The sequence below is a fragment of the Autumnicola musiva genome, assembly GCF_031846585.1.
Taxonomy (GTDB): Bacteria; Bacteroidota; Bacteroidia; order Flavobacteriales; family Flavobacteriaceae; genus Autumnicola; species Autumnicola musiva.
The window spans coordinates 87,709-102,153 of the sequence record NZ_JAVRHK010000006.1; the positions used below are offsets into that span (position 1 = coordinate 87,709).

Annotated in this window: 11 protein-coding genes; 6 read left to right on the forward strand and 5 right to left on the reverse strand. The window is 37.9% G+C overall.

Annotated elements, in window-relative coordinates; genetic code table 11:
• Nucleotides 1-158: 158 nt before the first annotated feature.
• Nucleotides 159-2,720 (reverse strand): ATP-dependent Clp protease ATP-binding subunit, encoded by a 2,562-nt coding sequence (locus RM539_RS09895; RefSeq protein ID WP_311503234.1) that lies wholly within the window; start codon nucleotides 2,718-2,720, stop codon nucleotides 159-161.
• Between the two features lie 251 nt (nucleotides 2,721-2,971).
• On the opposite strand from RM539_RS09895, the gene gyrA reads away from it, so the two are divergent.
• The 3 genes from gyrA to RM539_RS09910 all read left to right on the forward strand — a co-directional run bounded on the left by gyrA (nucleotide 2,972) and on the right by RM539_RS09910 (nucleotide 7,745).
• On the forward strand, nucleotides 2,972-5,503 hold the full coding sequence (gyrA, locus tag RM539_RS09900) for a DNA gyrase subunit A (protein WP_311503235.1): 2,532 nt from the start codon (nucleotides 2,972-2,974) through the stop codon (nucleotides 5,501-5,503).
• A 23-nt stretch (nucleotides 5,504-5,526) separates the two neighbouring features.
• Entirely contained in the window at nucleotides 5,527-6,780 is a 1,254-nt protein-coding gene (locus tag RM539_RS09905) for a tetratricopeptide repeat protein (RefSeq protein WP_311503236.1), read from the forward strand.
• 230 nt (nucleotides 6,781-7,010) lie between these two features.
• Entirely contained in the window at nucleotides 7,011-7,745 is a 735-nt protein-coding gene (locus RM539_RS09910; protein ID WP_311503237.1) for a hypothetical protein, read from the forward strand.
• On the opposite strand, the gene RM539_RS09915 is transcribed toward RM539_RS09910, so the two are convergent.
• Together RM539_RS09915 and RM539_RS09920 are read right to left on the reverse strand one after the other, a co-directional pair.
• The gene (locus RM539_RS09915) at nucleotides 7,742-8,491 is read right to left on the reverse strand and encodes a C40 family peptidase (RefSeq protein ID WP_311503238.1); all 750 of its coding nucleotides are present in this window, start codon (nucleotides 8,489-8,491) and stop codon (nucleotides 7,742-7,744) included. The genes RM539_RS09910 and RM539_RS09915 overlap by 4 nt on opposite strands.
• A gap of 22 nt (nucleotides 8,492-8,513) precedes the next feature.
• Nucleotides 8,514-9,695, reverse strand: coding sequence for an acetyl-CoA C-acyltransferase (locus tag RM539_RS09920; RefSeq protein WP_311503239.1), 1,182 nt, complete (start codon nucleotides 9,693-9,695; stop codon nucleotides 8,514-8,516).
• A gap of 112 nt (nucleotides 9,696-9,807) precedes the next feature.
• Here RM539_RS09920 and RM539_RS09925 point away from each other — a divergent pair, with 112 nt between their 5' ends.
• Complete coding sequence (locus tag RM539_RS09925) at nucleotides 9,808-11,856, forward strand: HD family phosphohydrolase (protein ID WP_311503240.1); 2,049 nt, start codon at nucleotides 9,808-9,810, stop codon at nucleotides 11,854-11,856.
• Nucleotides 11,857-11,858: 2 nt separating this feature from the next.
• On the opposite strand, the gene RM539_RS09930 is transcribed toward RM539_RS09925, so the two are convergent.
• Nucleotides 11,859-12,308, reverse strand: coding sequence for a transcription elongation factor (locus RM539_RS09930; protein WP_311503241.1), 450 nt, complete (start codon nucleotides 12,306-12,308; stop codon nucleotides 11,859-11,861).
• Nucleotides 12,309-12,503: 195 nt separating this feature from the next.
• Here RM539_RS09930 and RM539_RS09935 point away from each other — a divergent pair, with 195 nt between their 5' ends.
• Nucleotides 12,504-13,172: a hypothetical protein gene (locus RM539_RS09935; RefSeq protein ID WP_311503242.1), complete on the forward strand. Its 669-nt coding sequence runs from the start codon at nucleotides 12,504-12,506 to the stop codon at nucleotides 13,170-13,172.
• Nucleotides 13,169-13,897 (forward strand): DUF3307 domain-containing protein, encoded by a 729-nt coding sequence (locus RM539_RS09940; RefSeq protein ID WP_311503243.1) that lies wholly within the window; start codon nucleotides 13,169-13,171, stop codon nucleotides 13,895-13,897. The genes RM539_RS09935 and RM539_RS09940 overlap by 4 nt, the downstream gene beginning before the upstream one ends.
• Here RM539_RS09940 and RM539_RS09945 read toward each other — a convergent pair.
• A complete protein-coding gene (locus RM539_RS09945) occupies nucleotides 13,874-14,281 on the reverse strand; it encodes a glyoxalase (RefSeq protein ID WP_311503244.1) in 408 nt (135 codons plus the stop codon). The genes RM539_RS09940 and RM539_RS09945 overlap by 24 nt on opposite strands.
• Nucleotides 14,282-14,445 lie beyond the last annotated feature (164 nt).

Here is a 14,445-nt window from a genome sequence, read left to right on the forward strand (position 1 = left end):
CAGCGGTTATGGCTTCAATTTCTTAAAATTGTAGAGCTTCATGTACAAAGAATGTAGCGGAATTCCGGCTCCAATAGATTTGATTATTGCAAATACAGGAGAATAAAAAAGCCACTCGAATTAACGAGCGGCTTATAATTGAAATCAATTCTTAATAATCAGGATTCGGTTTCCTTTACGGTTTTATCAACGTTTATCGTCAGCTCATTTTTATCTTCATCCAGATCCATAAAAATAGTATCGCCTTCATTAATATGTGAAGTAATTATCTCTTCGGCCAGAGCATCTTCGATATATTTCTGAATCGCACGATTAAGGGGTCGTGCTCCATACTGTTTATCAAAACCTTTATCTGCTATAAAGTCTTTGGCTTTGTCACTTAAAGTCAGGTTATATCCTAAACTGCCAATTCTGCCATATAATTTCGAAAGCTCTATATCTATAATTTTATGGATATCTTCTCTCTCAAGCGAATTGAAAATCACTACATCATCAATACGGTTAAGAAATTCTGGTGCAAATGCTTTCTTTAAAGCCCCTTCAATAACACTGCGGGCATTCTCATCTACCTGAGATTTCATAGCAGATGTTCCAAAACCAACACCCTGTCCAAAATCTTTCAGTTTTCTTGCTCCAATATTGGAGGTCATTATAATTATAGTGTTTCTAAAATCAATTTTACGACCTAAACTATCAGTTAAATATCCATCATCAAGAACCTGTAGCAACATATTAAAAACATCAGGATGGGCTTTTTCAACCTCGTCCAACAGAATTACGGCGTAAGGTTTACGTCTAACTTTTTCAGTTAGCTGTCCACCCTCTTCGTATCCCACATAACCGGGAGGCGCACCTATCAATCTTGATACTGCGAATTTTTCCATATATTCACTCATATCTATTCTAATGAGTGTGTCTTCATTATCGAATAATTCACGCGCAAGAACCTTGGCTAGCTGAGTTTTCCCCACACCTGTCTGCCCAAGGAAAATAAATGAACCAATTGGTTTATTAGGATCTTTTAATCCTGCCCGGTTTCTTTGAATTGCTTTTACCACTTTAGCTACAGCATCATCCTGGCCAATTACTTTACCTTTTATTTTCTTAGGCAGTTCTACAAGCTTATTGCTTTCCGTTTGGGCAATTCGGTTTACAGGAACACCTGTCATCATAGAAACCACATCGGCAACACTATCTTCGCTTACAGTTTCTTTGTGTTTTTTAGATTCCTCTTCCCACCGTTCCTGGGCAAGGCTTAATTCCTTTTCCAGGTTTTTTTCATCATCCCTTAGTTTAGCAGCTTCTTCATATTTCTGTTTTTTAACAACAGAATTTTTGTTTTCCCTTACTTCTTCAAGCTGGCGTTCCAAATCAAGAATTTGTTTTGGAACATCAATATTTGTTATATGAACTCGGGATCCTGCTTCATCCAGGGCATCAATAGCCTTATCAGGTAGAAACCGATCCGTCATATACCGATTGGTAAGTTTTACACAGGCTTCTATAGCGTCATCGGTGTAAACCACATTATGATGATCTTCATATTTGTCCTTAATATTATTCAGGATTTCAATAGTTTCCTCTACACTTGTAGGTTCAACGATAACCTTTTGAAACCTTCTTTCCAGAGCACCATCCTTTTCGATATATTGCCTGTACTCATCCAAAGTTGTGGCTCCAATACATTGGATTTCTCCCCGTGCAAGAGCAGGTTTAAACATATTGCTGGCATCCAGGCTACCTGTGGCTCCACCGGCACCAACAATGGTATGAATCTCATCAATGAAAAGAATTATATCATCGTTTTTTTCCAGCTCATTCATCACGGCTTTCATTCGCTCCTCAAACTGTCCCCGATATTTTGTACCTGCCACAAGACTGGCAAGATCAAGGGTTACCACACGTTTATCAAAAAGTATACGTGAAACCTTTCTCTGTACAATCCTTAAAGCCAAGCCTTCAGCTATTGCCGATTTACCAACCCCAGGTTCTCCAATAAGGAGTGGATTGTTCTTCTTACGCCTGCTCAAAATTTGAGACACGCGTTCAATTTCTTTCTCTCTCCCTACAACAGGATCCAATTTATCAGCTTCTGCCATAGCGGTAAGATCCCTTCCAAAGTTATCAAGAACCGGAGTTTTTGATTTCTTAGAAGTTTTACCGGGGCCACTGCCTGCCCCACCACTAAATGGATTATCCTTGGTGGCATCATCTGTATCACCCTCATCAGAAAACGATTCTGCAGCAGGACTGTCAGAAAAATCATTTTCATCGTTGGCGATCATATATTTAAACTGATCTTTTACTCCGTCATAATCAATTTTTAATTTATTCAGAAGTTTTGTAGTGGGATCATTCTCATTCCTTAAAATACATAGTAGCAAATGGGCAGTATTGATAGAACTGCTCTGAAAAAGTTTAGCTTCCAGAAACGTTGTTTTCAATGCACGTTCTGCCTGCCTGGTAAGGTGCAGATTCTTCTTTTCGTTTGAAACTGATGCCGAACCAGGGGTAGCCGGACTTAATATTTCTACTTTTCTCCGTAGGTGACCAAGGTCTATATCCAGCGCATTAAGTATATCTATTGCCTTACCGTCCCCATCACGCAACAATCCAAGCATTAAATGTTCTGTACCAATAAAATCATGGCCCAGCCTTAAGGCTTCTTCTTTGCTATAGGAAATTACATCTTTTACTCTAGGTGAAAAATTATCATCCATTTTGTTTCCTTTCTCTCATTTATTTAACTAATCAATAAGTTAGTTTTCAAAAACTGTACCTAAGATCAGTCGTAAGCTAATTGACAAAATTACTTTCATTAATCAAAATCCAAAATAGTGAACTTATTAACGATCATGCACTAAAAATTTGTTAATAAAAAATATCCAAACCTCATGCAGTGCGGCATAAAACAAGGAGAATTTACGTAAATTGGCACGTTAGATTTTTGAACTTAATTAAACTTTTTAATATGGCTGAAGGAGAAGAATTAATTCCTATCAACATTGAAGATGAAATGAAATCGGCCTACATTGATTATTCAATGTCGGTCATTGTGTCACGTGCGCTTCCCGATGTACGTGATGGTTTAAAGCCGGTGCACCGAAGAGTACTTTACGGTATGTACGAGCTGGGAGTGCTTTCCAATAGAGCGTATAAAAAATCAGCAAGGATAGTAGGAGAAGTTCTTGGTAAGTATCACCCGCACGGAGATTCTTCTGTTTACGACACAATGGTGCGAATGGCCCAGGAATGGAGTATGCGGTACATGTTGGTGGATGGCCAGGGAAACTTTGGTTCTGTAGATGGTGACAGTCCTGCGGCGATGCGTTATACCGAAGCTCGTATGCGCAAAATAAGCGAAGACATGCTTGCTGATATAGACAAGGAAACTGTAGACACCCAGCTAAATTTTGATGATTCTCTTAATGAGCCTGTTGTTTTGCCAACCCGTATTCCAAACCTTCTGGTTAATGGTGCAAGTGGTATTGCAGTAGGTATGGCTACAAATATGGCTCCACATAATCTTTCTGAGGTTATAGACGGTACGGTTGCTTATATTGACAATCATGATATTGAAATAGATGAACTTATGGAGCATATTAAAGCTCCTGATTTTGCAACCGGAGGAATAATTTATGGGTATGATGGTGTAAGGGAGGCCTTTAAAACCGGAAGAGGCCGTATAGTTATGCGTGCCAAAACCACGCTGGAAGAGGTGAATGGCCGTGAAAGCATTATTGTGACTGAGATTCCTTATCAGGTGAATAAAGCCGATATGATCAAGAAAACGGCTGATCTTATTAATGAGAGAAAAATTGAGGGCATCAGCCTGATTAGGGATGAGTCAGACCGTAACGGAATGCGCATTGTGTATCAGTTAAAACGAGATGCCATTCCTAATATTGTTCTGAATACCTTATTTAAACATACCGCTTTGCAGACCTCCTTCAGTGTAAATAATATTGCGCTGGTAAATGGCAGGCCGGAAATGCTAAATCTTAAGGACATTATTTATCATTTTGTTGAGCACCGTCATGAAGTGGTGGTTCGCAGAACCAAATATGAACTGAGAAAAGCTGAAGAAAGAGCACATATCCTGGAAGGATTAATTATTGCTTCAGATAATATAGATGAAGTAATTGCGCTGATAAGGGCTTCAGGAAACGCTGAAGAAGCACGGGAAAAACTGATTGAGCGTTTTGAATTAACCGAAATTCAGGCAAGGGCAATTGTTGAAATGCGTTTAAGGCAACTTACCGGTCTGGAGCAGGATAAATTACGTGCTGAATATGACGAAATCCTTAAAACCATAGAAGACCTTAAAGATATACTTGCAAGGAAAGAACGCAGAATGCAGGTTATTAAAGATGAACTTCTGGAAGTAAAGGAAAAATATGGTGATGAGCGCCGCTCCACAATAGAATATTCGGGAGGAGATCTGAGTATAGAAGATATGATCCCGGATGAGCAGGTAATAATTACCATTTCTCACGCCGGTTATATTAAAAGGACATCTTTAACTGAATATAAAACCCAAAATAGGGGAGGCGTAGGGCAAAAAGGCTCTACTACCCGAAATGAAGATTTTCTGGAATATCTTTTCGCAGGAACTAATCATCAATACATGTTGTTCTTTACCCAAAAAGGAAAATGTTTCTGGATGAGGGTTTATGAAATACCTGAAGGTAGCAAGGCTTCCAAAGGAAGGGCAATCCAAAACCTTATAAATATAGAGCCGGATGATAAGGTAAAAGCATTTATATGTACCCAGGATCTTAAAGATGAGGAATATGTCAACAACCATTATGTTATTATGGCTACTAAAAAAGGCCAGGTGAAAAAAACATCTCTGGAACAATATTCACGACCCAGGGTAAACGGGATAAATGCTATCACTATTAAGGACGATGATGAATTGCTGGAGGCAAAATTAACCAATGGTGAAAGCCAGGTGATGCTGGCAGTAAAGAGTGGTAAAGCCATCAGGTTTGAGGAAGGAAAAACCAGACCTATGGGAAGAAATGCTTCCGGGGTAAGGGGTATTAGATTAGCTGACGATAATGACGAAGTAGTTGGAATGATTTCAGTTAATGACATGGAATCCAATATTCTTGTTGTTTCAGAAAACGGCTACGGAAAGCGTTCCAATCTTGAAGATTATCGTATCACCAACAGAGGAGGTAAGGGCGTAAAAACCATATCTGTTACAGGGAAAACAGGTGGCCTTGTCGCCATTAAGAATGTATCCGATAAAGACGATCTTATGATCATTAATAAATCGGGAATTGCTATCAGGATGGGAGTGTCAAATCTTCGTGTAATGGGGCGTGCAACCCAGGGTGTCAGGTTAATCAATTTAAAAGGAAAAGATTCCATTGCTGCTGTGGCAAAAGTGCTTCATGATGAGGATGATGTAGAAGCCATGGACGATGCTGAAACTCCTGATACTGGCAATATAAATACCAATGGCACAACTATTGCTGACGATAGTGAAGAATAATTAAATAATTAAACCAAAATCAAATGAAAACGAATATTTTGACGCTGGCGTTGTCTTTTTTAGCCATGACAGCAATCGCCCAAAAAAGCGAAATTAGAGATGCTGAGGATGCCATTGAAGATGGCAACTATGGAGAGGCTAAGACCTTGCTGAGTACAGCAGAACAGGTGATCTCTGAAGCAAATGACAGATGGACAGAAAGATTCTACCTGTATAAAGGCCAGGCTTATCTTGGTTCAGGTGAAAATGTTTCTATTGAAGACTTAAAAACTGCCGCAGATGCCTATCAAAAAGCTAAAGATATGGGGTCTGACGAGGCTGAAGAGGGTCTTGTAGCTGTAAGAAATGGATTGGTACAGGGTGCAATTGCCGATCAGAATGCACAAAAGTTTTCAGATGCTGCTGAAAAATTATACACCAGCTATCAGTTAAGTGGACAAACCGACACTATCCATCTTTATTATGCAGCAAATAATGCCGTACAGGCAGAAGATTATGAAAAGGGCCTTGAATATTTAAATACTCTTAATGAAATAGGATATGATGGTAGCGGCACTGAATACTACGCAGTGAATTCTGAAACTGGTGAGGAAGAAATGATGGGTAGTAAAGAGCAGATGGATCTTATGACGAAAACTGGCCAATACTCTGACCCCAGAGAACAAAAAGTTCCTTCTAAAAGAGGTGATATTACCAGCCTTATCGCAAGAATTTATGTAAGTCAGGAGAAATATGATAAGGCAGAAGCTGCAATGGAGTCTGCAATGCAGGAAAATCCTAATGATATTGAGTTGATGCAGGTTCAGGCTAATATGTACTACAATATGGGGGATAAAGAGAAATATAATGAGATAATGGAAAAAGTGGTGGAACAGGCACCAGACAATCCTTCTCTTTATTATAATCTTGGTGTAAACAGTGCTGATCTTGGAAATACAGAAAAAGCAATGCAGTATTACCAAAAAGCTGTGGAATTAGATCCAGAGATGACTGACGCCAAATTAAATATGGTGGCTTTAATTCTTGGCAAAGAGAGAGAAATCATTGATGAAATGAATAACCTTGGAATGAGTAAGGAAGATACCAAGAAGTATGATGAATTGCAGAAAGAAAGAAACCAAATTTATGAAGAGGCAATTCCTTATCTTGAAGAAGTTATTCAGAATAAACCATCTAATAGCGAGGCTGTAAGAACTGCCAAAAATATTTACACGCAATTAGGTAATGAGGATAAAGTAGCTGAAATGGATGCTATGCTTCAGAACCAACAACAGTAAATCATTAACTTACTTTAAGTAAAATCAAAGCCGCTGAAATTCAGCGGCTTTTTTTATATTAATGCTTAACTTCAGAATGTAATTGTTTTCTCATCTTAAAGAAATTTATCTATATCGTTTTTATCCTGTTTTTCCCCGGAAACTATACATCCCGGGCGCAGGCTAATAACGCCGAAGCGGCGCTTTATAATATTTCTGTTGGAGCAATTTTTAGCGGAGTAGGAGCTATAATGAATAAAGACAAGACAGATCGATTTTTCCCAACCTTATTACAAGGTATGTCTAAAGGAGTTGTGGGTGGGTATCTTGTTTATGAAAGTAAAAACCTGGTAGGCAGGATTGCTGCAGAAGAAAATCTTATTTACAGCTGGCCGGCTAAAGTATTAAACTCCGCAGGTATCTCAATTATTGAAAATGCAGCTCTAAATAAGCCCATCTGGAGCCAGTACAATTTAAATATAGGCTTTAATCGTTTGGAATTTCATTTTGAAGATGGTTTTAAATTCAAGTATCAAATTTATCCTGCAGCACTTATAGGAACTGCTTATGCTACACAGAGAGGTAAATTTGAACTAGAGAGAACCTTGAAATCTGGAGTATTCATGTTTTCTGAAAGAGAAACCGGAACAACTTCCACAGGGTCACAATCGCTTGGGTATGCTGTGGGTACAGCTATTATGATAAAGACCAGTGAACTTGAAAATTATCGAACTATAAGTCATGAAATCATCCATGTCTATCAATATCATGACTATAATTTTATCAATTCCTATATGCAGCCGGTTTTCTCATACTTCAATGAAAATTATAAATTTTTCAACTTTCTGGATAAAATTTTCTATTACGATGTACAGCAACCTTTTAGAATTTTACTATATCAAATAGAAGCAAATAATGCTGATACTTATTACGATAATTTTATTGAGCACGAAGCCAATTTTTACAGCACAAAACATCAGGATTAAATTATCTTCTTAATTACTCTAAGTTGGTGAGTATGCCGCTTTTGGTCTACATTAAAAATCCCGGAATGATCTATACGGTCAATCCGTACCATCCCGTCTACATGAATAATATGGTTATCCTGCATCATAATTCCCACATGCTCAATAATCCCTTCATTATTGTCAAAAAAAGCCAAATCTCCCGGTTCGCTTTCTTCAATAAAACTTAATGGAGCTCCCTGAGTGGCTTGTTCTGCGGAAGTTCTTTTTAATCTATAGCCGTTCAGCTTATAAACCATTTGTGTAAAACCGCTGGAATCAATTCCCAAGGGAGATCTTCCACGCCAGCAATATGGACTATTCAGGTAAAGAAGAGCAGTATTGATAAGAGTAGACTTTTCTTTTCTGTCTGTAGTCATTTCACCTTCAAAGGAATGCCCTAGCGGTTTTAAGAAATTGAGAACGGCACCTAACGGCACCGGTAGTAGTTGTCCTGTTGCATCTATAATATAGCTGAAAAGATCTGCAGATAAATTAGATCCCTGCTCTTCAAGTTGCACGTATTGATCTTCCGTGAGCTTGAGGTATTGTCTATTATCAATCCATGCTTCCAGTTGATCAAAAGCAACACGAATTCTGCTCCATTTTCCGCGTTCTTCGAGAATCTTAAAATGTTCACCGTATAATAGTTGAGATACCATTTCACTCTGATCTGAAGCCGAGAAACGAATGGGGACGATGCTTAAATGGCAAATACCGTATTGCATTCAATAATGGTTATCAGGTCGTTTAAGAATGTCGCTTAATAATCATTGCTGAGGCTCCACCGCCGCCGTTACATACTGCAGCTGCTCCCAGCGTGGCATTGTTCTGCTCAAGTACATTTAACAATGTTACCACAATTCTGGCACCGCTGCAGCCAAGAGGGTGGCCAAGGGAAACAGAGCCGCCGTTTACATTTGTTTTTTCGTTGCTTAAGCCCAGAATCTTCATATTGGCAAGACCAACAACAGAGAAAGCTTCATTAAATTCGAAATAGTCTATTTCCTCCTGGTCAATTCCGGCCTTTGAAAGTGCTTTAGGAAGAGCTTTGGCAGGTGAAGTTGTAAACCATTTTGGCTCCTGTGCGGCATCTGCAAAACCTTTAATTGTAGCCAGAATTTTTAAGCCTAATTCTTCAGCCTTTTCCCTACTCATTAGAACCATAGCAGCTGCTCCATCATTTATAGTAGACGCATTTGCTGCGGTTACTGTTCCGTCTTTGCTAAAAGCAGGCCTTAAAGAAGCAATTTTATCAATTTTTACATTCCTGTATTCTTCATCTTCCTTTACAATTACAGGATCCCCTTTGCGTTGAGGCACTTCTACCGGCACAACTTCATTATCAAATTTTCCTTCTTTCCATGCTTTGGCAGATCTTTCATAGGACTGGATTGCAAAAGCATCCTGATCTTCCCTGGAAAAGTTATACTCCTTGGCACACAAATCTGCACTAACACCCATCGCATTCTGGTCATAAGCATCTACCAGGCCATCCTTCTGCAATCCGTCTTCCATAGCAGCAGGACCAAATTTATGACCTTTTCTAAGGTGAAGATAATGCGGTATAGAACTCATGTTTTCCATCCCGCCGGCAACAACTATAGACGTATCACCAAGCATAATAGACTGTGCGGCCTGCATTAGTGCTTTCATCCCACTGGCGCATACTTTATTTATGGTAGTACAGGGGACAGTTGCGGGAATACCGGCACCCAAAGCCGCCTGTCTCGCGGGAGCCTGCCCAACACCTGCCTGAACAACATTTCCCATTAATACTTCTTCTATAAGTTCAGGTTTCAAATTTATCTTATCCAGAGCACCCTTTATAGCTATAGTCCCTAATTTAGTGGCAGGAACACTTGAAAGACTTCCCAGAAAGCTCCCGATTGGAGTACGGGCAGCACTCACTATTACTACTTCTTTATTCATATTTTTTTATTTAATTTCTTGCTTCCGCGAAGTTAAGGATTTTATAAGGAACTTATCAATAGAGTATATTTCAGGGTGATTTTTATTACATTTGATCAATAGCTGAATGTACATGAGCAATTTCATAAATGGCCTTTATAAAAATCAGGCGCTTTTTTACAAGATATTTTTATTCATACTATCTGCGGTTTTAATTGTTTATCTTCTTCCGAAGGGCGGAAAATTTAAGTACGATATTCCCAAAAATAAGCCATGGCAGTACGAGAATTTATATGCTCCTTTTGATTTTGCCATTTTAAAGACTGAAGAGGAAATTCAGCAGGAAAGACAGGAGATAAAGAACAGCCTTATTCCTTATTACGAGTTTAATACCGAAATGGTAAAGCGGGTAAAGGCCGATGCCCTGCATGAAGTGCAAAGAACTTTTAGCGATAGTATTCTGGATCTTGCCGAACGCCCTCTTAATAACTTTGTAGAGAAAACAATAGATAAGATTTACAAAAATGGACTCCTGCAGGAAAGCAGCAGGATGGGACCGGAGCAGTTGGTTTATTTGCGCAAGGGAAATGAAGCTTATGAGGTAACCTATAAGAAGATTTTGAAGCAGGGAGATATCCGCAGTTTTCTCAGCAATGAAATTGATCAGGCAAACATAGGTTTTTTCAAGAATGAATTACTTGAAGTATTTTTTAATTCTGTTGAGCCTAATGTGGTCTTTAATAACGACCTTACTCAAAAGGAACTGGAGAGTAAGCTGAATAGTATTTCCTATACCCGTGGTATTATTGAGCAGGGTAGCCGGGTGATTGCCAAAGGGGAAGTGGTGGATAACGATAAATATAATATTCTGCGATCCCTGAAGCAGGAATACGAATCACAGGTATGGAGCCAGGACAATTATAACTGGATTTTGGTGGGGTACAGTACACTTGTAGCCCTGGCTTTGCTCATGTTACTGCTTTTTATCAGGAAATACAGGTGGGAGATTTTTGAAAATAATGTGAAAGTCACTTTTATTTTTTTCAACGTCATCTTTATGGTGATGCTCACTAATCTGGTGGTAAAATTCAATATAGATTATGTATATGTTGTGCCACTATGTATTTTGCCACTTACCTTAAAAGCCTTTTTTGATGCCCGCCTTGGTTTATTTACCCACGTTATTACGGTTTTATTACTGGGTTTTATAGTGCCAAACAGCTACGAATATATGTTCCTGCAGATCATTGCAGGAATTGTTACTATTCTCACGGTTTCTGAACTTTATAAACGTGCGAACCTTTTTATTTCGGTTGGGCAGATTACCCTGGTTTATATTATTTCTTATTTTGCTTTTACCATTATTCAGGAAGGGAGTATTACTGATGTGAAAGGGGAGGTTTTTCTCACTTTTTTGCTTGGTGGCCTGGCAACCCTTTTTGTTCAACCACTTATTTACATTTATGAAAAGATCTTCGGAATGGTGTCTGACATGTCTCTGCTAGAACTTTCCGATACTAACTCCAAACTGCTGAAGGAGTTAGCTGAAAAAGCACCGGGGACTTTTCATCACTCCCTTAACGTTGCCAATCTGGCAGAGGCGGCAGCCAATGAGATTAGCGCCAATGCTATGCTGGTTAGGGTAGGGGCACTTTATCATGATATTGGCAAAATGCAGAATACTACTTATTTTACCGAAAATCAAACCACATCTGTAAATTCGCATGATGAATTATCTCCAAGAGAAAGTGCAGAAATTATTATTGAGCATGTAATAAGAGGAATTGAAATTGCCAAAAAGAACAATTTGCCAGACAGGGTGATCGATTTTATAAGAACCCACCACGGTACCAGTACAGTTTATTATTTTTTAATGAAGGAAAAAGAGAATAGCAGTGAACAAGTAGATCCTGATGATTTTCGTTATCCCGGCCCTATTCCTTTTAGTAAAGAAACGGCAATTCTTATGATGTGTGATAGTGTAGAAGCAGCCAGTAAAAGTCTTAAGGAGCCTACTTCAACTCTAATTGACGAATTTGTAGAAAAGATTATCAATAAACAGATGGAAGATGGGCAATTCCTGAATTCCAATATTACTTTTAAAGAAATCCAACTCGTAAAAAAAATTCTTAAGCGCAAGCTTAAGAATATTTATCATTTACGAGTCGAATATCCTGAATAATATTAGTGAAGGGCTATTACTTTAAATTCTTTTCCATTAAACTTGTAGCTTTCTCCCGCTTTCTTTCCTTTTAAGCCTTCGTATACAGGCGCCTCTGTTGAAATGGCAAAAAAGCTACTCCCGTTTTCCAACTGTAACTCTCCCAGGGGCACTGAAATAAAATAATAGTTTTTTTCTGTTTCCACTACACTTCCAAAATCTACTGTTTCACTAAAATGATCTAAATCTAACCGGCTAAGGGTTTCTTTCATTTCACGGGCGTGGCTCAGATGATCAGCATTTTTTTCAAAATCTCCTAAGAGTTTTCCGCGGTTGTCCTCATCATAATCGGTTTTCACATCATTGGCATCCATAGATTCTTTAATCATATCCATTTCGCCCTGGTATTTTTCAATTTGTTCATTTACCACTTCTAAAGCTTTATAGTAGATCTCTTTCTTATTAATTTTCATAGTAAAATTTGTTGATTTTTTTAAAAATAAGTATCCGATAATTCTTAAAAGAACTTTTAGGAAAAGTTTAATATGCCGGTTAAGATTTCCAGCTTATTATTATAAGTTTAAAGACTTATAATAATATTTTATAAGTCTATATGCTTATAAATAATGATTATTAGGTTTTAGACTAATAAATCTTATATTTGAAATATGATAGCCGTGATTACAGCCGACTTAATTAATTCTTCTAACTACAGCAAATTGTTGTTAACAAAAGTTATTTCTATACTGAATAAGGAGTTTGAATTAATCTGGGAGCAAGAAGGTAAAAAGGAAAACAGCTTTAAAATTTATAGGGGAGATAGCTTTCAGGGGGTTATACAAAATCCTGAAAATGCATTGCATATAGCCCTTCAGTTAAAGGCTGCCATTAATAAGATCCAGAACAACTCCAATTCCGGCAGAAGAACCTTATCCAGAGAAGCCGACTCCAAAACTGCTATTGGAATAGGAGACTATAATTTTCGCCGTGATTCTATTGGGGAATCTAACGGACAGGCTTTTCAATTTTCAGGACGGACCCTGGATGAGATGAAAAAAAATGGAAGAACATTAATGTTAAAAACACCCGATGATAATATAAATGGAGAGTTTAACAGTAGTTTACTGCTTCTGGATACCTTCATTGAAAAATGGAGTACAGCTTCAGCAGAGGTAGTTTATTACCTTCTTCATGATTATAAGGAACAGGAAATAGCCAATACCTTAAAAATAAGTCAATCGGCCGTAAATCAAAGAAAAAAGGCAGCAGGTTGGGAAGCTATTTCTACTTTACTGGAAAGATATCAAAAAGTTATTTCTCAAAATTTTAACTCATGATTGCTGTACTCGTTTTACTTCAGTTATTACTTGCGCATATCCTCACCGATTTTGTTTTTCAGCCCACAAAATGGGTACTCCATAAAAGAAAATATAAAGCTACATCTAAATACCTGTACATCCATTCATTTATTGCAGGATTATTAACCTATATCCTGCTTCAACAATGGCACTTATGGTATGTAGCATTATTTATTGCTTTAACCCACTTTTTTATTGATTACTGGAAGTTAATGCACAACAAAGATAATCTGCAGGTATTTTTGCTGGATCAATTATTTCATATTATCATTATATTACTGGTATGGGTATATTTATCTAATGAATATGACCAGGTTCTACCTATGGTAGTATCTTTTGTATCATCCCCTTCTGCCCTGGCAATAATAATTGGCTATCTGCTGGTAATATTTCCAGTAGGTTTTATTGTAGGAAAATCCACTGAAGGCTGGCATAATGAGCTACTGGAAGAAGGAAAAAGTGTAAGCTTGGAAGCCGCGGGGCGCTACATAGGAATTTTTGAAAGAATTCTGGTGCTTACATTTATTTTAACCAACAATTTTTCAGCAATAGGTTTTCTAATTGCAGCAAAATCAATTCTACGCTTTAGTGATAAGTCTGAAGCCGGCGCAAGAAAGCAAACCGAATATGTTCTTATAGGAACACTTATGAGCTTTGCTATAACTATAATAACAGGTTTGTTAATACGCCATATTTTTTTCTAGAAGCTGAATATTTGCCTGTAGGCGTTCCTTTACAATATTCATCATTCGTTTATTAAGAGCAGAAGAATTCTTGATGTACTGAGCATATTCTTTCAGGGTAAACTGACCTATAATAATCCCTTTAAGCGAATTCCTGAATTTAATATCCTTTTGCACCGCGTTTTCAATATACTCCATCCGTTTATCCAGATTCAGTTCATAAAAGGTATTCTTATGCTTTGAGATATAATTCCGAAAAACTTCTACCAGCAATTCATCCTGAAGTTTAACCACCGGCCTTAAGGTTTGGTTTTGAAATTGCTCCTCCATGCTCATATTGTCTGAAACTTTTGCTGAAGGAATTTCGGGTCTTAACCCGGTTAGTTGAAGATCGCGTGGATTCATGACGAGTAAGGTTTTATTAAATGTAAGAAAATTGCAATATGAAACTCGTTTGGAAGAGTCAACTTTTAAACTACTTATAAACATCCTTAAAACAAGTTAAAATCCTCTTAATCGTCCTACGCTGTCCTGTACTTCTTATTATATTTAAAAGAAACCCACATAAG

Coding starts and splice junctions, on each gene's coding strand:
- RM539_RS09895 (WP_311503234.1), bottom strand. CDS start 2,720: ATGGATGATAATTTTTCACCTAGAGTAAAAGATGTAATTTCCTATAGC.
- gyrA (WP_311503235.1), top strand. CDS start 2,972: ATGGCTGAAGGAGAAGAATTAATTCCTATCAACATTGAAGATGAAATG.
- RM539_RS09905 (WP_311503236.1), top strand. CDS start 5,527: ATGAAAACGAATATTTTGACGCTGGCGTTGTCTTTTTTAGCCATGACA.
- RM539_RS09910 (WP_311503237.1), top strand. CDS start 7,011: ATGAATAAAGACAAGACAGATCGATTTTTCCCAACCTTATTACAAGGT.
- RM539_RS09915 (WP_311503238.1), bottom strand. CDS start 8,491: ATGCAATACGGTATTTGCCATTTAAGCATCGTCCCCATTCGTTTCTCG.
- RM539_RS09920 (WP_311503239.1), bottom strand. CDS start 9,695: ATGAATAAAGAAGTAGTAATAGTGAGTGCTGCCCGTACTCCAATCGGG.
- RM539_RS09925 (WP_311503240.1), top strand. CDS start 9,808: ATGAGCAATTTCATAAATGGCCTTTATAAAAATCAGGCGCTTTTTTAC.
- RM539_RS09930 (WP_311503241.1), bottom strand. CDS start 12,308: ATGAAAATTAATAAGAAAGAGATCTACTATAAAGCTTTAGAAGTGGTA.
- RM539_RS09935 (WP_311503242.1), top strand. CDS start 12,504: ATGATAGCCGTGATTACAGCCGACTTAATTAATTCTTCTAACTACAGC.
- RM539_RS09940 (WP_311503243.1), top strand. CDS start 13,169: ATGATTGCTGTACTCGTTTTACTTCAGTTATTACTTGCGCATATCCTC.
- RM539_RS09945 (WP_311503244.1), bottom strand. CDS start 14,281: ATGAATCCACGCGATCTTCAACTAACCGGGTTAAGACCCGAAATTCCT.